Source organism: Aureimonas sp. AU40, assembly GCF_001463785.1.
Taxonomy (GTDB): domain Bacteria; phylum Pseudomonadota; class Alphaproteobacteria; order Rhizobiales; family Rhizobiaceae; genus Aureimonas.
This window is the reverse complement of record NZ_BBWL01000005.1, coordinates 68,598-89,340: the sequence shown is the minus strand read 5'-3', so window position 1 is coordinate 89,340 and position 20,743 is coordinate 68,598. Positions and strand designations below refer to the sequence as shown.

General features: G+C 68.3%; 15 protein-coding genes. 4 read left to right on the top strand and 11 right to left on the bottom strand.

The genetic code is table 11. The features are described from left to right. Positions 1–2: 2 nt before the first annotated feature. Positions 3–1,340, bottom strand: a complete 1,338-nt coding sequence (locus tag AUL32_RS02415; RefSeq protein ID WP_062111427.1) for a TldD/PmbA family protein — start codon at positions 1,338–1,340, stop codon at positions 3–5. 92 nt (positions 1,341–1,432) lie between these two features. Here AUL32_RS02415 and AUL32_RS02410 point away from each other — a divergent pair, with 92 nt between their 5' ends. Beyond that, a complete protein-coding gene (locus AUL32_RS02410; protein ID WP_062111425.1) occupies positions 1,433–3,286 on the top strand; it encodes a monovalent cation:proton antiporter-2 (CPA2) family protein in 1,854 nt (617 codons plus the stop codon). Positions 3,287–3,357: 71 nt separating this feature from the next. After that, positions 3,358–4,395, top strand: coding sequence for a DNA topoisomerase IB (locus AUL32_RS02405; RefSeq protein WP_062111424.1), 1,038 nt, complete (start codon positions 3,358–3,360; stop codon positions 4,393–4,395). Between the two features lie 46 nt (positions 4,396–4,441). On the opposite strand, the gene AUL32_RS02400 is transcribed toward AUL32_RS02405, so the two are convergent. The 5 genes from AUL32_RS02400 to AUL32_RS26385 form a co-directional block, all read right to left on the bottom strand. After that, positions 4,442–5,320 carry a patatin-like phospholipase family protein gene (locus AUL32_RS02400; protein ID WP_062111422.1) on the bottom strand — a complete coding sequence of 293 codons (879 nt, stop codon included), beginning with the start codon at positions 5,318–5,320 and terminating at the stop codon, positions 4,442–4,444. 191 nt (positions 5,321–5,511) lie between these two features. Continuing rightward, a complete protein-coding gene (locus AUL32_RS02395) occupies positions 5,512–6,843 on the bottom strand; it encodes a M16 family metallopeptidase (protein WP_062111420.1) in 1,332 nt (443 codons plus the stop codon). A 23-nt stretch (positions 6,844–6,866) separates the two neighbouring features. After that, on the bottom strand, positions 6,867–8,387 hold the full coding sequence (locus tag AUL32_RS02390; RefSeq protein WP_062111418.1) for a M16 family metallopeptidase: 1,521 nt from the start codon (positions 8,385–8,387) through the stop codon (positions 6,867–6,869). A gap of 334 nt (positions 8,388–8,721) precedes the next feature. Further along, a complete protein-coding gene (rsmD, locus tag AUL32_RS02385; RefSeq protein ID WP_062111473.1) occupies positions 8,722–9,282 on the bottom strand; it encodes a 16S rRNA (guanine(966)-N(2))-methyltransferase RsmD in 561 nt (186 codons plus the stop codon). Positions 9,283–9,294: 12 nt separating this feature from the next. Then, positions 9,295–11,619 carry a pseudouridine synthase gene (locus AUL32_RS26385; protein WP_192847407.1) on the bottom strand — a complete coding sequence of 775 codons (2,325 nt, stop codon included), beginning with the start codon at positions 11,617–11,619 and terminating at the stop codon, positions 9,295–9,297. 84 nt (positions 11,620–11,703) lie between these two features. Between AUL32_RS26385 and AUL32_RS02375 the strand changes: the two genes are divergently transcribed. Then, positions 11,704–12,132, top strand: a complete 429-nt coding sequence (locus AUL32_RS02375; protein WP_062111416.1) for a nucleoside deaminase — start codon at positions 11,704–11,706, stop codon at positions 12,130–12,132. 20 nt (positions 12,133–12,152) lie between these two features. Here the strand turns inward: AUL32_RS02375 and AUL32_RS02370 are convergent, their stop codons facing one another. From AUL32_RS02370 to AUL32_RS02350, 5 genes are all read right to left on the bottom strand, one after another. After that, entirely contained in the window at positions 12,153–12,794 is a 642-nt protein-coding gene (locus AUL32_RS02370; RefSeq protein WP_061974577.1) for a hypothetical protein, read from the bottom strand. A gap of 210 nt (positions 12,795–13,004) precedes the next feature. Beyond that, a complete protein-coding gene (gene ileS / locus AUL32_RS02365) occupies positions 13,005–16,040 on the bottom strand; it encodes an isoleucine--tRNA ligase (RefSeq protein WP_062111414.1) in 3,036 nt (1,011 codons plus the stop codon). Positions 16,041–16,277: 237 nt separating this feature from the next. Then, the gene (locus AUL32_RS02360) at positions 16,278–17,267 is read right to left on the bottom strand and encodes a bifunctional riboflavin kinase/FAD synthetase (RefSeq protein ID WP_062111412.1); all 990 of its coding nucleotides are present in this window, start codon (positions 17,265–17,267) and stop codon (positions 16,278–16,280) included. A 1-nt stretch (position 17,268) separates the two neighbouring features. Continuing rightward, a complete protein-coding gene (locus tag AUL32_RS02355; RefSeq protein ID WP_062111410.1) occupies positions 17,269–18,108 on the bottom strand; it encodes a TIGR01459 family HAD-type hydrolase in 840 nt (279 codons plus the stop codon). Positions 18,109–18,185: 77 nt separating this feature from the next. Next, positions 18,186–20,111: a pilus assembly protein TadG-related protein gene (locus AUL32_RS02350; protein ID WP_062111408.1), complete on the bottom strand. Its 1,926-nt coding sequence runs from the start codon at positions 20,109–20,111 to the stop codon at positions 18,186–18,188. 294 nt (positions 20,112–20,405) lie between these two features. On the opposite strand from AUL32_RS02350, the gene groES reads away from it, so the two are divergent. Continuing rightward, positions 20,406–20,702, top strand: coding sequence for a co-chaperone GroES (groES, locus tag AUL32_RS02345; RefSeq protein WP_019996686.1), 297 nt, complete (start codon positions 20,406–20,408; stop codon positions 20,700–20,702). The last annotated feature ends 41 nt before the right edge of the window (positions 20,703–20,743 follow it).

The window sequence follows — 20,743 nt, the reverse complement described above, 5'->3', positions numbered from 1 at the left end:
CCCTAGCGGCCCGCGACCGTCATCTCACCGATGCGCAAGCTCGGCACCACCAGCGAGAAGCGCGTGTCGCCATCGTTCGCCGGTTCGATCGCGGCGAACATGTCGGTGAGATTGCCGGCGATGGTGAACTCCGAAACCGGGCCGGCGAGTTCGCCATTCTCGATCAGGAAGCCCGAGGCGCCGCAGCTATAATCGCCGGTCACGAGATTGGCGCCGTGCCCGATCGTCTCGGTGACGTAGATGCCCCGCCCCGTGTCGCGGATCAGCTCGGCGGCGCTGCGGGCGCCCGGCGTCAGCGTGACGTTGGAGGACGAGGGCGAAACGCCGCTGGAGGAGCGCGAGGCGCGGCCGTTGGAAGCAAGGTTCAACTCGCGCGCCGTGGCGCTATCCAGCACCCAGTTGCGCAAGGTGCCGTTCTCGACCAGCATCAATCGCTCGCCGCGCACGCCTTCGCCGTCGAAGGGGCGCGAGCCCGGACGGCGGGCCAGCTGCGGATCGTCCACGAGGTCGAGCCCCTCGGGCAGGACGCGCTCGCCCATCCGGTCCTTCAGGAAGCTGGTGCGCCGGGCGATGGAGGCGCCGTTCAGCGCGCCGACCAAGCTGCCGATAAAGCCGCGAGAAACGCGGGGGTCGAGCACGATGGCATAGCGCCCGGTGTCCATCTTCGCAGGGTGGAGGCGGCGCACCGCGCGCTCGCCAGCCCGCCGGCCGATCGCCTCGGCCGCGTCGAGATCGCCGGCGTGGATGCGCGAATCGAAGTCGTAGTCGCGCTCCATGCCCGTGCCCTCGCCGGCGACCACGCTGACCGAGCGCGAGAAGCCCGAGCGCAGGCGCGACCCGGAAAAGCCGGTGGAAGTGACGAGCACGAGACCCGACGTGCCGAAGCCCGACGTCGCGCCGCTGGAATTGCTGACGCCCTGAACGGCAAGCGCCGCGGCTTCCAGCGCCTTGGCCTCGTCGGCCAGCGCCGCGCCATCCGGCTCGGTCGGATCATAGAGGTCGAGCCCGTCCGCCCCGTCCGACAAGAGGCTCGCGTCGGCGAGACCGGCATAGGGGTCTTCCGGCGAAACGCGCGCCATGGCGACGGCGCGCTCGGCGAGCCTTTGCGGGTCGGAGCGGAGATCGGACGAAACGGTCGCGACCCGCCGGCCGACGAAGACGCGCAGCGAGACCTCGTCGCTCTCGCTGGATTCCAGCTCCTCCACGCGGCCCATGCGCACCTGCACTGACCGCGAGCGCGCGCTCACCACGGCGGCGTCGGCGGCGTCGGCGCCGCTGCGACGAGCAGCCTCGACCAGCCTTGCGCCGAGGTCGAGAAGGCGCGGAATATCGTCATTCATGGGGGAACCGCCGAAACTTTTGCACTTGCACCATCTATTATGCCATTCGCTGCCTTCAAGCCGAATTGACCGACCGCCCTGGAGGATTCCCCGTGGAACAAACCGTCCCGCTGTTTCTGGAAATCCTTCTGATCCTCGGCGGCGGCATCCTGGCCGGCACCTTGTTCAAGCGGATCGGCCTCGGCACCGTTCTCGGCTATCTCTTCGCCGGGATCGTGCTCGGGCCGCTGCTCCGCGTCGTGGAAAGCGGCCAGAACGAGATCCTGCATATCGGCGAACTCGGCGTCGTCTTCCTTTTGTTCATCATCGGCCTGGAACTCAAGCCCTCGCGTCTCTGGTCGCTGCGCCGGCAGATCTTCGGCCTCGGCCTCGCGCAGGTTCTCTTGACGGGCGCGGCGCTCACCGCCGCCCTCGCCTTCCTGCCGCTCGGCTGGCGCGCGGCCTGTGTCATCGGCTTCGGCTTCGCCCTTTCCTCCACCGCCTTCGCGCTGCAGCTTCTGGAGGAGGCGGGCGAGCTCAACACGCGCTTCGGCCAGACCTCCTTCTCGGTTCTCCTGTTCCAGGACCTCGCCATCGTGCCGCTTCTGGCGGCACTGCCGATTCTGGCGCCGGGCGGGGGCGATGCGGGGATCGACGTGCGGGCCGTGGGAATGAGCTTCGCCGCGCTCGGTGCGCTGGTCCTGTCGGGCCGCTACCTCATCAACCCGCTGTTTCGAATTCTCGCCAATTCAGGCGCGCGCGAGGTGATGATCGGCGCGGCGCTCTTCGTGGTGCTGGCTTCGGCGCTGCTCATGGCGCTGGCCGGCTTCTCCATGGCCATGGGCGCCTTCATCGCCGGCGTGCTGCTCGCCGAATCCAACTACCGGCACGAGCTGGAAGCCAATATCGACCCGTTCCGCGGCCTGCTGCTCGGTCTGTTCTTCATCGCCGTCGGCCTGTCGCTCGACATCACGGTGATCGCCGACAATTGGTGGATCATTCTGCTCGCCGCCCCCGCGCTGATGCTGGTGAAGGCCGCCGTTCTCTTTCCGCTCTGCCTCCTGTTCGGCGAAAGCCGGCAGACGGCGCTGCGCACGGCGCTGATCCTGCCGCAGGGCGGCGAGTTCGCCTTCGTGCTCTTCTCGGCCGCTTCCTCGGCTGCGATCTTCGACGGGCAGATCGGCTCGCTCCTCGTCTCCGTCGTCACGCTGTCCATGGCGCTGACGCCGCTCACCGCCTATCTCGGCCGCCGCCTGTCGGGCGAGGATGCCGAGTTGGAGGAATTGGAGGAGGATTTCGCCGGTGCCGGCGCCGACATCCTGATGATCGGCTTCTCGCGCTTCGGCCAGATGGCGGCGCAGGTGCTGCTTTCCAGCGGCTACGACATGACGATCCTCGACTCCTCGGCCGAGCGCATCAAATCGGCCGGGCGGTTCGGCTTCCGCATCTATTTCGGCTCGGGCCTGCGGCGCGACGTGCTGGCCGCTGCCGGCATCAGGCAGGCCAAGGTCGTCCTGGTCTGCACCAACAAGCCTGAGATCACCAATGGCGTGGTTGATCTGATCCGCTCGGAATTTCCAGAGACGCGGCTTTTCGTGCGCTCCTACGACCGAAACCATTCGCTGTCGCTGCGCGAGCGGGGCGTCGCCTTCGAGCTGCGCGAAACGCTGGAATCGGCGCTGCGCTTCGGCGGCGAGACGCTGCGCGAGCTGGGCTTCGAGCCGGGGCGCATCGAGGAGATCGTCGACGACGTGCGCCGACGCGACGCCGAGCGGCTGGCGCTCCAGCAGGCGCGCGGCGCGGGCGTCGGCGGCGGCAGCGTGCTCGCCCCCTCGCGCGTTTCGCCCGAGCCCCTCACCCGCCCACGCCGGGCCGACGGCGCCGTGCGCCAGCCGCGCGGCGCGCCCCCGCGCCACCTGCAGGAGGCCGCCGAGCGGCAGCCGAGCGAGGCCGCCCCGCCGGCTTGAGCGCCCACGGAACTGGGAGCCGGCGGCGGAGTTTAGGTCTGACCTTTTCGCTTCTGGCCCCCGCTGCTTTGATGAACAAACGCCTTCAGTTTCACGCCGATCGCATCGGCCTTGTCATGGTCGATCCCGCCGCGTTCGAGATCGAGCAGCACAAGCATGGGCGTGGAAACCGCGTTTGCTTCTCGACCGGCGAGAAGATCACCGACAAGCGCCTGAAGGCGCGGATCAAGGCGCTGGTGATTCCGCCTGCCTGGACGGACGTCCGGATCTGCGTCGAGGAGAACGGCCATATCCAGGCCGTCGGGCGCGACGAGAAGGGGCGCATCCAGTATCGCTATCACGACTCGTGGGTCAGCGTGCGCAACGCGGTGAAGACCGAACGCCTCCTGCGCTTCGGCCGCGCCCTGCCCAAGCTGCGTCGGCGCATCGGCAAGGACCTGCGCCGCCGCGCGCTGGACCGGCAGACCACCTCGGCCGTCGCCGCCCGCCTGATCGACGTGTCCGCCATGAGGCCGGGGCACGAGAAATATGCCGAGGATGGCGGGCGTGGCGTCGCCTCGCTGCGCAAGGGCAATCTGACCGTCAAGAAGAGCCGCGCCACGCTGCGCTTCGTCGGAAAGTCGAGCAAGCTCAACGTCGTGGAGATCGAGGATCGTTCGCTGGTTCGCTCGCTCGAAAAGATGCGCGCCCAGAAGGGCAAGCGTCTGTTCCGTTTTCGCGGCGAGGACGCCAAGCCCCGCGACCTGACCGCGACGCTGCTCAACGAATATCTTAAGGACGCCGCGCACGCCAAGATTTCGGCCAAGGACTTCCGCACCTTCCACGGCTCGGCCGAGGCGCTGCGCTTTTTGGTGGAAGAGGTGACGCCGACTGACGCCGACACCGACGCCAAGCGACGGCGCGTCATCGGCAAGGCGATGAAGGCGGTGAGCGAGATGCTGCGCAACACGCCGGCCGTAGCGCGAGCGTCCTACGTCCATCCCGAGATCGTCTCGGCCTTCGAGACCGATCGCCTGCCCGCCGACCTTCTCAAGGGCCGCTGCCGCGAGGGGCTGACCAAGGCGGAAAGCGCGCTTATGCGGTTTCTGGAAGAGACGGCGACGCGCTGAAGCCTCTCAGCCGTCGGGCAATGCGAAAACCCAACGACCTGAAGCGTTAGCCCGCCAGCCGCAGACGCGCTTCCAAGGCCTCGCCGACGCGGCGCTTGGTCTCTTCGCGCAGGGCGGCGGTTTCATCGATGATGACGCGCGCGCGCATGAAGTCGAGAACCTTGTAGGTCGAGACCTCTGGCTGGATCAGAACGTCCGGCGCGATGCAGCCGAGCTTGGCGCGGATGATGGCGTGCATCATCAGTTGCGAGGCGCCGAACATGGCCTCCATGGGCGAAGGCATGAGCGAGCCCGAATCGACCGGCCCGCCCGTCACGTCGCAGGCGACGACGAAGTCGGTCTCCTCCGCCACCACGTCGAAGGGCAGCGGGTTGCTGATGCCGCCGTCGATCAGCACCTCCTCGTCGCGCCGCACCGGGCGAAACACGGCGGGAAGCGCGACGGAGGCGCCGACCGCACTCGGCAGATCGCCCGTGCGCAGCGGCCGCTCGCCGCCGGCAAAGAAGCTCGTCGCCATGACGGTCAGCGGAATGCGCAGTTCCTCGAACGTCCTGGGTACGATCTCCGGCAGGAAGGCGGCCACGACCTTTTCGGCATTGAGCTGGCCGAAGCGGAAGCCGCCATCGGCCAGGAATTCGCCGAGGCTCGCCGGCCGCGTGCGCCAGAGCTTGCCGACCACGAGGCGGCGATGGGCGAGAGACTGGAGAACGTGGTCCTCGATCTCTATGCCGGTCAGCCCGGCGGCATAGGCCGCGCCGATCAGCGCGCCGATCGAGCTACCGGCGATATGGGCGGGGCGCAGGCCCAGCTCGTCCAGCGCGCGCAGGACATGGATATGCGCGATCCCCCGCGCCCCGCCCCCGCCGAGCGCCAGACCGAGGCGCGGCAGAGGGGTGGAACCGGAGGACGCGAGGGGTTGGTTCATGGGACCTGTCGGCTGGCGCTAGAGCATTTCCAGGCAAAGCGGATGCGCTATGCCGTTGGATAATGCGACGAAGTCAAAGACCTAGAGCAGTTCTAGTGAATCCTTACTCACCGGAATTGCTCTAGTCGGCGCCCCGAAAATGGATCGCCGACCGGGTTTCGCCAAGGTCTTTCGACGTCTCGCTGGGGCGATCAGCTTCCGGCCGGGCCGACGGTGACGATCGTCGGGTCGGTGGCGAGCAATTCCTTGGCGACGCGCTTGGCGTCGTCCATCGTCACCGCGTCGATCAGGCCCTGGCGCTTGTCGATGTAGTCGACGCCGAGGTCTTCGAGTTGGATGCCGACCAGGGTCGAGGCGATGGACAGCGACGACGACAGGTTCTGCACGGCGTAGGAGCCCTTCACGAAGGCCTTGGCCTTGGCGAGTTCGTCCTCGGTCGGGCCGTTCTCGGCCATGCGCTTCAGCTCGGTGCGGATGATCGCGATGCTCTCGCTCGCCTTGTCGGCACGCGTCGCAGTCGAGCCTGCCAGCATGGCGGCATGGTCGAAGCTGGAAAGCCCGGTGCCGACGCCGTAGGCGAGGCCGCGCTTTTCGCGGATTTCCTGGTAGAGGCGCGAGGAGAAGGTGCCGCCGCCCAGGACATGGTTCACGAGATAGGCGGCGAAGAAGTCGGGGTCCTTGCGCTGAACGCCCGGCAGCGCGAACTGGATCTGCGTCTGCGGCACGTCGAGCGTCACCGTCTCGCTCTTGCCCGTCACCGGACGGATGTCGGGAACGGGTTTAAGCTCGGCGGTCTGGCGCAAGGGGCCGAAGGTCTCGTCCAGCCGCCGCTTCAGCGTCTCCGGGCTGATCGCGCCGACGACGCCGACCACCAGATTGTCACGGCCGAAATGCGTGGCGCGGAACGACTTGAGATCGTCCGCCGTCACGCTGGCGAGCGTCTCCTGCGTGCCCTCCAGCGGCCGGGAATAGGCATGGTCGGGGAACACGGTGCGGCGGAAGGCGCGCGAGGCGAGCGTGCCGGGGTCCTGCTCGTTGGCGCGGATATTGGCCGCGATCTGGCCCCGGATGCGCGCCACCGGCTCCTCGTCGAAGCGCGGCTCGTTCAGCGAGAGCTTCAGGAGGCGGAAGGCCTCGTCCTCGTTCTCGACGATGGTGCGGAAATTGCCGGAGAAATTGTCGAAGCCTGCGTCATAGGAGAGAGCGACGCCGAGTTCGTCCAGCTTGCCCTGAAAATCCTGGCTCTTGATGTCGCCGGCGCCCTCGTCCAAGAGGCCCGACAGGAGATTGGCCGTGCCCTCCTTGCCGGGCGCGTCCTGCGTCGAGCCCGCTCCCTTGAAGGCGAAGCGCATGGCGATTAGCGGGTTGGTGTAGTCCTCGACCAGAAGGGCGTGGATGCCCCCCGGGCTCGTGACTTCCTTGATCTCCACCGCCTCGGCGGCGTTGAGGACGGTCAAGAAGCCGGCGGCGGTGAGGCCGAGAAGGCAGGCGGCGCGGCGCAGAGGCGCGGTGAAGGCGTTCATGGAAAAGGTCCCTCTGCGGTCGATCAGGAGCGGGTGTCGCCGGGCACCGGCGCGCCGGCGGTCGGGTCCACCGCGCCGGCGGCGGCAGGCGAGCCCTCCGGCGCCTTGGCCTCGGCGCTGCTTTCGGCCGTGGCCGGCAGAAGCGTGCCGGTGACGGAGCGCTTCTTCTGGAGGTAAGCGCGGGCGGCGGCGTTCACCTGGTCCACCGTAACGGCCTCGATCCGGTCCGGCCAGCTTTCGATCTCGGCGATCGTCTGCCCGGTGGAGAGCGCTGCGCCGTAGCGGCGCGCCATGGAGGTCTGATTGTCGCGTTGGTAGATCAGCGCCTTGCGCACGCGGTTCTTGGCCGATTCCAGCTCGGCCGGCGTCACGCCGTCCTTCACCAGCTTCTCGACCTCGGCGTCGACAGCCTTCTCCACCTGCTCCAGCGTCGCCTCTCCGCGCGGCGTGCCATAGGTCATGAACTGGCCGTCATCCAGCGCCGTGCCCTGGTAATAGGCGCCGGTGCCGGCCGCGATGCCCTGTTCCACCACGAGCGCGCGGTAAAGCCGGCTCGTGGCGCCCCCGCCCAGAATGTCGGCGAGAAGATCGAGCGACTCGGCCTCGCCGGGCTTGGCCGTGTTTTCGGACGGGGCGAGATAGGTGGTCTGGACGCTGGGCTGCGTCACACGCGGGTCCGACAGGGACACGGTGCGGGTGGCGCGGGGCTCGGGCTCCTGCGGCCGGTCGCGCTCGCCCGGCTCGGCTCGGCGCTTCACCTTGCCGAAGGTCTCCTCCGCCATGGCGCGCACCTGATCCAGCGTCACGTCGCCGGCGATCAGGAGCGTGGCGTTGTTGGGCGTGTAGTAGCGATTGTAGAAGGCGATCGCGTCGTCGCGCGAGAGCTTTTCCATCTCGTGGCGCCAGCCGATCACCGGAATGCCGTAATGCGAATTCTGGAAAAGGGCGGCGTCCACCGCCTCGGAGAGTTGCGCGCCGGGATCGTTGTCGATCCGCATGCGGCGCTCCTCTAAGATCACGTCGCGCTCGGGCAGAACCACCTCGTCGGTCAGGACGAGATTCTCCATCCGATCGGCCTCGAAGCCCATCATATCGCGCAGCGCCTCGACCGGCACCTGCTGATAATAGGCGGTGTAGTCGTAGGAGGTGAAGGCGTTCTCCTCGCCGCCGATGGCGGACACGGCGTTGGAGAACTCGCCCTCCTTATGCGTCTTCGTGCCCTTGAACATGAGATGTTCGAGGAAGTGGGCGATGCCGCTGACGCCGGGCGTCTCGTCGGCCGAGCCGACCTTGTACCAGATCATCTGCGTGGCGATCGGCGCGCGGTGGTCGGGCAGCACCACGACCTGCAGCCCGTTCGCCAGCGTGAAGCTCTCGATCTTCGGCCGCTTGGCCTCGGCCTCGGCGGCCGCTCCCGTCTGAGCGGAGGCGGCGGGCGCGCCAGGCTGCGGCGCCGGAGTCTGCGCAAAAGCGGGCGTGAGCATGGAGCCGGCCAGAAGTGCGGCAAGGCAGGACGCGCGCAAGCGGCGAAGAGGAGACGTCATGAAAGGGCTGTTCCTCGCGTTCGGGGCTTCGTCGGTCAAGCCGCCGGTATGCCTTGTGGCAGCAAAAGGCACCAATTACGTTTTTGTAAGGGCCGGCGCGACCGGCCGAAGTGCTGCCGCGTCGCTTTCGGGAGCCGGTTGCGCGCCTCGCCGGCCTTGGTCGGACGGCGTTTTGCACCATCAACCGAGGGCAAGCCGAGCAGCGCGGGCGCGGAAGACCCGCGACCGTCCGGTTGAATGGCTATCAATGCGCCTGCGCATTGCGTGAGGCGGGCACCCGCCGGACGACGAAAGCACTTCGCCGCCTGTACGCTCGCGAATTTCCCCGCAGGCCTCAAGCGACAGCGGGTCGCAGGAAGCGCAGCCGCGTTTCGCCCATCGTCCGCTCGTCCTCGATCTCGAGGCCGCTCACCGGCTCGAAGGGCGCATTCAGAGCCTCTTCCAGCACCACCAGCGCATCCGGCTTCAGCCAGCCGCCGACGAGCGCGCCGGCCAGCGCCGCCTCGCCGAGCCGCTTGCCGTAGGGCGGGTCGAGCAGCACGAGGTCGAAGGGCTCGATCGTGCCCGCCGGCCCGAGCTTCGTCGCGTCGCGCCGCAGGATCTTGGTGCATCCCCCGAGGCCGAAGCTCTCGACATTGGTGCGAATGAGCCCGCGCCCTTCCGCGCTTTCCTCGACGAACGTGCCGAAGCGACAGCCGCGCGAGAGCGCTTCCAGCCCGAGCGCGCCCGTGCCGGCAAAGAGATCGAGCACCCGGCCGCCGTCGAAGCGAAAGCCGAACCCGTGCTGGAGAATGTCGAACAGGGCGCCGCGATGGCGCTCCGAGGTCGGGCGGATGCCCTCCCCCTTGGGCGTGGCCAGCGGACGCCCCTTCAGGGCGCCCGCGACGATCCGCATGGCCATGCGGGATTAGGACCGATCGCCGCGCGGCGGCCGTCCACCGGCGCCGCCCGGGCGCGGCCCGCGCGGACGATCGCTGCCGCCGGGGCGTGAGCCGCCGGCCGGACGGGGCGTGCGCGGACGATCGCCGCCGGGACGATCACCACTGGGGCGACCGGCGCCGGAGCGCTCACCGCCAAAAGGCCGCTCGCCGCGCGGGCGATCGCTTCCGCCTTCCGCACGCGGGCGGAAGGTCCGGGGCTTGGCGTCGCGCTCGACCAAGCGCTCCTCGCGCTCGCGCTTCTTCTTCTCGCCCATGGCGCGGGCGCCGGGCGCCATCCAGACATTGGACGAGCGCTTGGCGGCAACCGGCGCGCTCGGGCGGCGGGCCGGACGCTCGCCGCTCTCGCCGCCTTCGTCGGAGCGCGGCCGGAACGGCTTGCGCTCGCGATCGCCGCCGCGATCATTGCCCTCGCGGGCCCGGAAGGGACGCGGCGAGCGGTCGCCATCGCCGTCACGGCCCGTGCGGGGGCCGCGCGGGGCCTTGGTGTCCATGCGCGACAGTGCGTCCTCGCGCTTGGCGGCGCCGAACTTCTTGCGGTTGGGCGTGACGTCGGAGGCCGAGATCCACTCGCGGCCCGCGCGCTGGGGCTTTTCCTCGGTTTCCGGCGCGGTGTCGGCCTGCTGCCGGCGGGCAGCCAGCACGGGCTTGTTGGAGAAGGGCGTGACGATCGGCGCGTCGAAATCGGCGCCCGACTCCTCGATCAGCGTCGGCCCGAGCTGCTCGCGCAGCGTGCGGCCGTTGATCTCCTGCACCGCGCCCTCTTCCAGCTCGCCGAGCTGGAACGGGCCGAAGCTGAGGCGGATCAGCCGGTTCACGTCGAGGCCGAGATGGCCGAGTACGCGCTTGACCTCGCGGTTCTTGCCCTCGCGCAGGCCCAGCGTCAGCCAGACATTGGAGCCTTGCTTGCGGTCCAGCGTCGCCTCGATCGCGCCGTAGAACACGCCGTCCACCGCGACGCCGTTGCGCAGATCGTCCAGCTTGGCCTGGTCGATGTCGCCATGGGCGCGCACGCGGTAGCGCCGCATCCAGCCGGTGGCCGGCAGTTCCAGCGTGCGGGCGAGGCCGCCATCGTTGGTGAGAAGCAGGAGGCCTTCGGTGTTGATGTCGAGCCGGCCGATGGTGAGAACGCGCGGCATGTCCTGCGGCAGGCGATCGAACACGGTCGGGCGCCCTTCCGGGTCGCGGTTCGTGGTGACCAGCCCGGCCGGCTTGTGAAACATCCACAGGCGCGTGCGCTCGATCGCCGGCAGCGGGCGACCGTCGATCTCGATCTGGTCGGTCATCTTGACGTCGACGGCCGGCGAATCCAGGCGCTTGCCGTTCAGCGTCACGCGGCCGTCCGCGATCATGCCTTCCGCGTCGCGCCGCGAGGCGATGCCGGCGCGGGCCAGCCGCTTGGCGATGCGCATCCGGTCGTCGCCGGCGGCGCCCACGACGCGCGGGCTGGCGGCCCGGGAGGGACGATCCTCGGAGCGGCGCGGGCGATCCCCGCCCCGATCCTCGCCCTGCACGGCGCGCGGCTTACGCTCGCCGGTCGCGCCATGCGACAGGCGGCCGTAGGAGCGCGGCTTCTCGGTCTGGCCGTCTTCCGTGGTTCGCGCGCCGCCATGGCTGTACATGCCGCGCGAGCGGGGAACGAAGCTCTTCTCGCCGCCCTCGCCCGCATCGCGCTTCGGCCGGCCACCCGGCTTGCCCCCTTCGCGCGGGCGGAAGGTCCGCTCGCCACCTTCGGAGCGCTCGGCACGGGGACGGAACGGCTTGTCGCCGCGCGGTGCGCCACGCTCGCCCTCAGTCCGGGCGCGGAACGGACGACCCTCGCCGCCCTCGGTGCGCGGACGGAACGTGCGTTCACCGCCTTCGGAACGCTCCGTACGGGCGCGGAACGGCTTGTCGCCACGCGGCGCGCCGCGCTCCCCATCCGGCCGGGCACGGGGCGCACGGCTTTCGCCGCCCTCGGTGCGCGGGCGGAACGTGCGCTCGCCGCCTTCGGGCCGTTCCGTGCGGGCGCGGAACGGCTTGTCGCCGCGCGATGCGCTGCGCTCAGCGCCTTCCGTCCGGGCGCGCGGCGCGCGGCTTTCGCCGCTCGCGCCTTCCGGCTTGGCGCGGACGGGGCGGTCGCCCCGCGCGCCCTTGGCCGCCGCGCCGAATGGCTTGTCGCCGCGCGGCGCGCGCTTTTCGCCCGCCCCGCCCGAGGCCGGCCGTGCGCCCCGAGGGCCGCCCTTGCCGCCCCCGCCGCGCGTGGAACCACCCTTGCCTTTGCCGCCCGAACGGCCGTCCGTGTCGTCGCTCATCTTTTCGCTATGCCTTGTTTCGCGCGACGCATATCAAAAACCCGTCGTTGAAACGAGGGAAACCGCGTGTCTCGCTTGAGTTCCATGGAAGAAGCCGTGATCGAGGCCCGCCTGGCCGCCGGCCGGGACGAGACGCCCGTCGGCGCCGTGATCGTGTTCGAGGATCGAATCATCGCCCGCGCCGGGAATGAAACCCGAGCCCAGCGCGATCCGACCGCCCATGCGGAAATTCTGGCGATCCGCCGCGCCTGCGAGGCCGTGGGCGAAGAACGCCTGCCCGGCTTCGATCTGTATGTGACGCTGGAGCCCTGCGCCATGTGCGCGGCGGCGATTTCCTTCGCCCGCATCCGGCGGCTCTACTTCGGCGCGTCCGACCCGAAGGGCGGAGCGGTGGAGAACGGGCCGCGCTTCTACGCGCAGCCGACCTGCCACCATGCGCCGGAGGTCTATTCCGGGATCGGCGAACGGGAGGCCGCCGACCTTCTTCGCGATTTCTTTCGCGCCAAGCGCTAAGAAGGCCCGGCGCTGGCCGATCAGAAGGGCCAGAGGCTCTTGAGCTTGGAGCCCACCGAGGTGGTGCCCTTGAGGCGGCGCTCCTTCACCTCCTCGTCGTCGCCCGGCACGCCGACCGGCGCCGTGGCGGCGGGCTGGCGATAGGCGAGCGGCGGCTCTGAGAGGTAGCGGCGCTGGTCGGGGCTGCCCTGCGCGCCGACCTTCCTCTTTTCCTGCGCGGCGACGCGCTGGCCGGCCATGGAGCGCGGGTCGATCCAGCTGTTGTCCTCGTCCTGCTGGCGCTTGAAGCTGGCGGGGGCCTCGACCTCCATGCCTTCCTTCTCGGCCGTCATGAAGCCGACCGGCAGGACGCCGTCGCGATTGGGCGCGGCGGCCTGGAGCCGGCCGCGGCGCGCCTCGGGCGATTCGGGCAGGTTGGGATCGGCCACGGTGTCGCGCGGCGCCGGCAGGGCGCCGATCGCCTTCGGCTTCACCAACTCGGCACGCGGCGAATAATCGACGCGCGGCTTGGAGGAGCCGAGGGTCACCGCATTGTCCAGATCGTTCAGAAACTGCTGGCCCTGGCTGACGCCGGTGCCATAGGTCGGCCCGACGCAGCCAGATAGCGCACAGGCGCCGGCGAGAAGAGCGAGAACCCGCAGGCGGGCCGTTGCAGAGTTCATGCTGGATTCTTCCCCTCACGCTCGAAACCGCCCGCGCTGGACAAACGGCAACGAGACCTTATCTCGCGCGATCCCACGACAATCCGGCGATTTTGAGAAGCGGCTTTAGCTGAAAGCCGCTTCCCCGTCCAGAAAGGTTAAGAACTCGGAACGAAACGCGCCGGGCTGTCCGGTCGCCCGCTCCGAGTCCAACCACGTGCCGACCCGGCGTCAGGCCGCGTCGCGGCGAAGCCCCAGCTCGCGCAGGGCGTCCGCGTCGCGCGGCGTCACGTCCGGGAAGTCCGGGTCCGTGCCGACGAGCGGCGAGATCTTCCACGAGCGCTGGCACTTGCGCCCCTCGGCCCGCGCCGGCACGACCGCGATTCCCGGCGTGTCGGCAAGGCGGAAGGCGCCGTCCGGCGCCGACTTGCCCGAAAGCGAGAGATCGCTGGTGATGGCGATCTCGGCGAAGTCGATCGCGCCGAGCAGCGCGCGCAGGCTCGCGTCCTCGACATGCACCACGGGAGCCGCCTCCAGCGAGGAGCCGATGCGCTTGGCGCGGCGCTCCTCCTCCAGGGCGCCGGTGACGACGCGGCGCACGCGGCGGATCTTCGCCCAGCGCTCGGCCAGGGCCTGATCGCGCCAGGCCGGGTCGCAGGCGCGGAACTGCTCCAGATGCACCGAGCGGGCCTCCGGGTGGCGCGACAGCCATGCCTCTTCCATGGTGAAGGGCAGGAGCGGCGCCAGCCACGTCACCAGCTGGTCGAACAGGATGCGAACCACCTGGAGCGCGGCCTTGCGCCGGGTGGAGGACGGCGCGTCGCAGTAGAGCGCGTCCTTGCGGATGTCGAAATAGAAAGCCGACAGCTCCACCACCATGAAGTCCGACAGCGTCCGGGCGATGCGCTTGAAGTCGAACGCATCGTAGGCGCGCAGCACCACCTCCTCGATCTCGGCGAGGCGATGGAGCATCAGGCGCTCCAGCTCCGGCATGTCGGCCGGGGCGACGTCCTCGCCCGTGTCGTGGGCGAGCGTGCCGAGCATCCAACGGATCGTGTTGCGCAGCTTGCGGTAACTGTCGATATTGGTCTGGAGGATCGTCTTGCCGAGGCGCAGGTCCTCCGAATAATCGGAGGAGACGACCCAGAGCCGCAGAATGTCGGCGCCCGACTGCCCGATGACCTCCTGTGGGGTGACCACGTTGCCGAGCGACTTCGACATCTTGCGCCCTTCCTCGTCCATGACGAAGCCGTGCGTCAGCACCGCGTCGTAGGGCGCGCGGCCGCGCGTGCCGCAGGCTTCGAGGAGCGAGGAGTGGAACCAGCCGCGATGCTGGTCCGAGCCTTCGAGATAAAGGTCGGCCGGCCACTTCAGGTCGGGGCGCTTTTCCAGACAGAAGGCGTGGGTGCTGCCCGAATCGAACCAGACGTCGAGGATGTCGCGGACCATGGTCCACTTCTCGCCGTCATGCTCGTTGCCGAGGAAGCGCTCCTTGGCGCCTTCCGCGAACCAGGCGTCCGCCCCTTCCCGGTCGAAGGCGGCGAGGATGCGCGCGTTCACCGCCTCGTCCTTCAGGACTTCGCCGTTCTCGTCGGCGAAGACGCAGATCGGCACGCCCCAGGCACGCTGGCGCGACAGGACCCAATCCGGCCGGTCGGCGATCATGGCGTGGAGTCGGTTCTGCCCGGCGGCCGGCACGAAGCGCGTGTCGGCGATCGCTTTCAAGGCACGCTCACGCAGCGTGTCCTGGCCCGGCGCGGGGGTTTGCGTCCCATAGCCCTTCAGGTCCTTGTCCATATGGACGAACCATTGCGGCGTGTTGCGGAAGATCACCGGCTTCTTGGAGCGCCAGGAATGCGGGTAGGAATGCTTCAGACGCCCACGCGCCAGGAGATGGCCGGCCGCCACCAGGGCGTCGATCACGCGCTTGTTGGCGTCGCCCTTCTTGCCCTTGTCGTCGAGCACGCGCGCCGGCCCGCCCTCGGCGTCCGGCCCGAAGCCCGGCACGTCCTTGGTGTAGAAGCCGTCGTCATCCACCGTGAAGGGGATGGCGGCGTCGATGCCGCGCGCTTCAAGTTCACGGCGCGAGGCCATCCACACGTCAAAATCCTCGCGGCCGTGGCTGGGCGCGGTGTGGACGAAGCCCGTGCCGGCGTCGTCGGTCACATGGTCGCCGGCCAGAAGCGGCACGGCGAAGCCGTAGCCGCCGCCGAGGCCCTTCAGCGGATGGTCGCAGACGAGGGTGGCGAGATCGGCGGCCGAGACGTCCCGCAGCCGGCGGAAGCCGCCGTCGGGTACGCGCGCCTTGGCGAACGCATCAGCGGCCAGCGCGTCGGCCAGAACCAGCCGCTCGCCATGGCGCGCCCAGCGCGGGTTCTCGGCGTCGTCTTCGGCCGTAACCTCGTAGAGCCCGTAGGCGACGCGGGTGGAATAGGCGACCGCGCGGTTACCGGGGATAGTCCAGGGCGTCGTCGTCCAGATCACCACGCTGGCACCGTCGAGCGGGCCGAGGTCGGGCTGGCCGGCCTTGGGAAAGCCCGACATGCCGCCCTTGAAGGCCGGCGCGAAGCCGCCCGTCGCCGGGCGCACGGGGAACTTCACCCAGATGGTGTCGGACTCGTGGTCGTGATACTCGACCTCGGCCTCGGCCAGCGCCGTCTTCTCGACCACGGACCACATGATGGGCTTGGAGCCGCGATAAAGCTGGCCGGACATGGCGAACTTCAGGAGCTCGCCGGCGATCACCGATTCGGACTCGAACTTCATGGTGAGATAGGGGTTCTTGAAGTCCCCCTCGACGCCCAGTCGGCGGAACTCGCCGGACTGCACGCCGACCCAATGCTCGGCATAGGCGCGGCACTCGCGGCGGAAGGCGAGCATGGCGGCCGAGTCCAGAAGGTCGGGTTTCGGCTTGCCCTTGGCGCGGTAGTTCTCTTCCTCGATCTTCCACTCGATCGGCAGGCCGTGGCAGTCCCAACCCGGCACGTAGTTGGAATCGTAGCCGCGCATCTGGAACGAGCGGGTGATCGCGTCCTTCAGCACCTTGTTCAGCGCATGGCCGATATGGAGATGGCCATTGGCATAGGGGGGGCCGTCGTGGAGGACGTATTTCGGCCGGCCGGCGGATTCGCGCCGCAGCGTCGCGTAGAGATCCATCTCGTCCCAGCGCTTGAGCCAGCGCGGCTCGGCCTCCGGCAGGCCGGCGCGCATGGGAAAGTCGGTCTCGGGCAGGAAGAGCGTCTTGGAATAGTCTGATGTGTCGGTCATGGGTCCGCTTTCGAACGGGCCTGCATCGGGCGAACGGCGCCCGGAAAGGCATGTCTCAACGAGGAACGTCTTTAAATTTCGAGCCCTGTGGCGGGCCGTGCAGGCGCATCCCGGCCTCCGCCCCCGCTTCGCTCAGCGGGCAGCGCAAGCCGGGCGTCTAATTCGCTGGCAAAGACGGGCGGTCGTGTTCCTCATTCGCCCTCTCTATCAATCGCGCCGTTTGAGATAAAGCCCGATCTAGAAAGCGATCGCGGCGTCCAGTTCCGACAGGGGCCCGACGCCCGACAGAAGCGCCCTCGCCTCCTCCGAGTCCCGGTTCATCCGCTCCACCAGCGCCTCGACGCTTTCGAAACGCTCCTCGCCGCGCAGGAAGCCGAAAAGCGAGACGCTCGCCGCCTCGCCATAGAGATCGCCGGAGAAGTCGAAGAGATAGGTCTCGAACAGGGCCGCGCCATTGTCGAAGGTCGGGCGGCGGCCGAAGCTCGCCACCCCGTCATGCAGCGCGCCGTCGGCGCGGCGCAGGCGCACGGCGTAGATGCCGTGCGCAAGAACGCCGTCCTCGCCCAGCATCATGTTGGCCGTGGGATAGCCGAGCGTGCGGCCGAGCTTGGCGCCATGCCCGACCACGCCCTCGAAGGTCCAGCGATAGCCCAAAAGGCCGGCGGCGGCGGCCACGTCGCCGTTCATCAGGTCCTCGCGGATGCGCGAGGAAGAGACCACCAGCGCGCCCTCGTCGGCGAACGCCTCGACAGCGGTGACGCCGAAGCCGAGCCGCGCGCCGGCCTCCGTGAGAAAGGGCAAATCTCCCTGGCGCCGAGCGCCGAAGCGGAAGTCGAAGCCGACCACGACATGGGCGGCGCCGAGATCGCGCAGCAGCGTTTCCTCCACGAAAATCTCGGCGGGGTGCGCGGCGTATTCGAGGTCGAAGGGCTGCTCCACCACGGCCTTGACCCCGAGCGCGCCGAGCAGGCGCGCCTTCATCGAGGCCGGCGTCAGCCGCGCCACCGGCGCCTGCGGGCGGAACACGCTGCGCGGATGCGGCTCGAAGGTGAGGCATAGGAGCGGGCGCCCCTCTCGTTCAGCGACCGCGCGCGCCGTGTCGATCACCGCCTGATGGCCGCGATGCACGCCATCGAAATTGCCGATCGCCACCACGCCGCCGCGCAGGTTCGCCGGCAGGGCGCTTGCGGCCCCGATACGCTGGATGGCTCGCGAACCCGCCCGCATGTCAGCGCAGGAACGGCTGGACGAAGCGGGCCTTGAGGCCCCGCGCTTCGAGCGCTGCTCCAAGCCGCGCCGGGTCGCCGCCCGCCTCGGCCAGTTCCTCGCGGTGGATGCCGTCCGAAATGAAGAGGCAGTCGGCGTCGAGCGTATTGGCGCCCTTCACGTCCGTGAACATCCCGTCGCCGATGCACAGGATCGCGGCGTCCTCCTTGGGCAGGAGCGAGCGGGCGACGTCGTAGATCGGCGGATGCGGCTTGCCGGCGAGATGCACGATCTGGCCGCGCTCGGCATAGCTCCTGGCCACCGCGCCCGCGCAATAGATCAGCCGCTCGCCGCGATGAACGACGATGTCGGGATTGGCGCAGATCATCGGCAGATTGCGGGCCGCCAGCCGGTCCAGCAGCGGGGCGTAGTCCTCCGGCGTTTCGCGCTCGTCGTCGAACAGGCCCGTCGCCACCACGAGGTCGGCCTCTTCCGGCGGCAGGAGATCGAGATGCAGCCCCTCGAACAGGTCCTCGTTGCGCGGCGTGCCGATATGGAAGACGCGCCGCGAACCGGCCGAGATCAGCGCGCGCGTAGCGTCGCCCGAAGTGACGATCGCGTCATAGGCCTCGCGCGAGACGCCGAGCGCGTCGAGCTGTTCGCGAACGCCCTCGGCCGGCCGGGGCGAATTGGTGAGAAGCACCACATGCGCGCCTCCCCGGCGCGTTTCGATCAGCGCGGCCTCGGCGGGCGGGTTCTTGGCCTCCCCATCGTGCACGACGCCCCAGACATCGCAGAAGACGGCGCCGTAGCGGCCGGACAGCTCGCCGAGGCGGCCGATCGATTCCAGTGTCTGAGCCATGTCCGCCTTCTCTCGCCTGACCTTGAGCGCCCTCGCGATATCGGAGGCGCACCGGACGGGTCAAGGCGAGCCGCTCTTTAGCGCGCGATGCGAAGGCTGGTCAGCGAGGCCATGATGTCGCTGAAGGCGCTTTCCAGATCCTTGGCGTTGGAGGCGCTGTAGAAATACTTGCCCTTGTCCTTATAGGCGAGATTGGTGTTGCGAAGGTCGCCGAGCTTGTAGGAGGCGCAGCCCTTGAGAAGCCCGTTGACCATGGTCTGGTACTGGGCCGGAATGTCGAAGGCGATCGTGTAGATCAAAACGCCGTCGCGCGAGACCGGCCCCTTCTCGTCGGACAATTGCTTGCCCGAGCCGTCCTTCAGCTTGATCTTGCCATCCGCCTTGGCATTCTCGCAGATCGCGGCGAGGCGTCCGTTCAGCGCCGCCGTGTAGTTGGTGTCGGTCGTGGCCGTGGAGACGCCCGTCTTGTAGTCGAACAGACGCGGGACGGTGAAATTACGTTCGGGATAGCTGGCATAGCCATAGGCGCCGAAAGCGGAGATCGCCTCGCTCCCAGAATTATAGTATGTGTTCTGACCGTCGGTCATGACGATCATGGCCTTGATGTTGTTCTCGTCTCCCGACGCCCGGCCTTCGGGAAAGGGCTCGTTCTTGGACAGAACCTTCCAGCCCCACTCCACCCCCTGCGGCACGTTGGTCGCGCCCGTCGCCACGAGACCGCCAACGGCCGAAAGAGCGCTGGTCTTGTCGTTCGTAAGAGGCGTCAACGGGGCCGAGTCGCACATGAAGCTCGGAGAATTGCGATAGTTGTTCGCCAGGCGGTCGTCGATTGCAGGATTGATCAGATACTTACGGACATCCGTCAGCGCCAAACGGTAGTTGCTGTATCCATTAAAATTATACCGGCGTTTTTTATCGCCATCGGAGGCGTTGTAGTCCTTGACATAACTATTCGACCAGCCTGACCACGCGGAGGACTCCGGCTCGTCCGGCGCAAAGAACGGAACAAAGAGCGTGGACGGGTTCAACTCGGACGGGGCGGTGTCCAACAGAGCATAGGGAGCAGGCCTCGACTCGACGCAGCCTCGATAGGCCCAGTTCGAATTCTTCGGACCCATCGCCTTGTAGAGATATTGCCGGGTCAGAAAGGTCGTTGGATGGAGCGTGGAAACCCAACCAGCCCCGAGTGGCGACAGCGTCGCCGTATCGGTCACTGCTGCTCCCAGAAGCGCGTCCGGCACAAAGTAGCTCGTCTGCCAGTCCAGGTTCTCATGATGGATCGGCGAAAGACCCTTCGGATCCATCCACCAGTCATTGAGGTGATCCGCGCCTATATTAACGCCGCCCGAGAACGGCACGATGCCGACGCGCACCGGGTCCTCGCCCCCCGTCGAGTTGCCCGAGCCGAAGATCGTGTTGATCGCCTTGGCCGCCTGCGCCTTGAGCGTCGTGATCTTGGCGGGGCCGCCGGCCGCCGGGCTGTCGTTCATCGAGCCCGACGTATCGAGGACGAAGGCGACCTCGACCGTGGTCGAGCCGACCGCCACGACGCTTTCCGCCTTGGCGCAGTCCCCTCCCTTGAGGCCGGGGAAAGAAATGTTCAGCGCCGACAGGAATACGGGGTCGTAGGTCGAGCAGACCGAAAGGCGCAATTCGCGCGTGCCCTCCGGCGTCCAGTCCGTGCCCTCGTATTTCAACGTGCTGGTGGTCCGCGAAACGCTGGCCATGTTCGCGGTGAACACGTTCTGCGCATAGGTTTGAAGGGTCTGGGGATTGGGGTCGGTGCCGAAGCGCTTGGCGGTGGCGAGTGCGGCTGCGTCGGCGGCGGACTGCACCGCCGTCCGATCGCTGTAGAAGAGACTGATGTCGGCGGCGGCCGCGATGGACATCAGGACCGGGATGAAGATCACCGCCGCCATGATCGCGAAATTGCCGTTCCGGTCGGCGACAAATCGCCGAACCACGCCCTGAGGCTCGAAGGAAGCGGGGGAGAAACGATCCATGCGGTTGACCCCTCTGCGCGACAGGCGGCTTCGTTGCCGCCCAGACGATCGGTCGTCCCACGGATACCCCTTGATTCCTTACGATTCCTCTTTGCGCGCAGGTCAAAGTTTCAAGGGTTGCCAAACTAACGGCGCTTCATCTCGCTTAACGGCGGACCTGTCTCCAACCTTGACAGCGCGGCCCCTCCTCCCCTATCTAGCGGCTCGTTAGCACTCCACGTTAGCGAGTGCCAGAATCCTGGATCGGCCGCTTCCGGGCGCTCGATCCCCTAAGCCCAAGAAGGTTCGACTGAGATGGCCAACGTGAACTTCCGCCCTCTGCATGATCGAGTCGTGGTGCGGCGCGTCGAGTCCGAGAGCAAGACGGCCGGCGGCATCATCATCCCGGACACCGCGAAGGAAAAGCCGCAGGAAGGCGAGATCGTCGCCGTCGGCGCCGGCGCGCGCGACGAGACCGGCAAGGTCAACCCGCTCGAGGTCAAGGCCGGCGACCGCATCCTGTTCGGCAAGTGGTCGGGCACCGAGATCAAGCTCGGCGGCGAAGACCTGCTCATCATGAAGGAATCCGACATCCTGGGGATCGTCGGCTGAGCCATTGGCCGGGCTGAGATTTCGGCCCGTTCCTTCCCCCT

Excerpts from the sequence above, each read along its gene's own strand:
- AUL32_RS02415 (WP_062111427.1), bottom strand. The coding sequence starts at position 1,340 with ATGAATGACGATATTCCGCGCCTTCTCGACCTCGGCGCAAGGCTGGTC.
- AUL32_RS02405 (WP_062111424.1), top strand. The coding sequence starts at position 3,358 with ATGAACAAACGCCTTCAGTTTCACGCCGATCGCATCGGCCTTGTCATG.
- AUL32_RS02400 (WP_062111422.1), bottom strand. The coding sequence starts at position 5,320 with ATGAACCAACCCCTCGCGTCCTCCGGTTCCACCCCTCTGCCGCGCCTC.
- AUL32_RS02395 (WP_062111420.1), bottom strand. The coding sequence starts at position 6,843 with ATGAACGCCTTCACCGCGCCTCTGCGCCGCGCCGCCTGCCTTCTCGGC.
- AUL32_RS02390 (WP_062111418.1), bottom strand. The coding sequence starts at position 8,387 with ATGACGTCTCCTCTTCGCCGCTTGCGCGCGTCCTGCCTTGCCGCACTT.
- rsmD (WP_062111473.1), bottom strand. The coding sequence starts at position 9,282 with ATGCGGATCGTCGCGGGCGCCCTGAAGGGGCGTCCGCTGGCCACGCCC.
- AUL32_RS26385 (WP_192847407.1), bottom strand. The coding sequence starts at position 11,619 with ATGAGCGACGACACGGACGGCCGTTCGGGCGGCAAAGGCAAGGGTGGT.
- AUL32_RS02375 (WP_062111416.1), top strand. The coding sequence starts at position 11,704 with ATGGAAGAAGCCGTGATCGAGGCCCGCCTGGCCGCCGGCCGGGACGAG.
- AUL32_RS02370 (WP_061974577.1), bottom strand. The coding sequence starts at position 12,794 with ATGAACTCTGCAACGGCCCGCCTGCGGGTTCTCGCTCTTCTCGCCGGC.
- ileS (WP_062111414.1), bottom strand. The coding sequence starts at position 16,040 with ATGACCGACACATCAGACTATTCCAAGACGCTCTTCCTGCCCGAGACC.
- AUL32_RS02360 (WP_062111412.1), bottom strand. The coding sequence starts at position 17,267 with ATGCGGGCGGGTTCGCGAGCCATCCAGCGTATCGGGGCCGCAAGCGCC.
- AUL32_RS02355 (WP_062111410.1), bottom strand. The coding sequence starts at position 18,108 with ATGGCTCAGACACTGGAATCGATCGGCCGCCTCGGCGAGCTGTCCGGC.
- AUL32_RS02350 (WP_062111408.1), bottom strand. The coding sequence starts at position 20,111 with ATGGATCGTTTCTCCCCCGCTTCCTTCGAGCCTCAGGGCGTGGTTCGG.
- groES (WP_019996686.1), top strand. The coding sequence starts at position 20,406 with ATGGCCAACGTGAACTTCCGCCCTCTGCATGATCGAGTCGTGGTGCGG.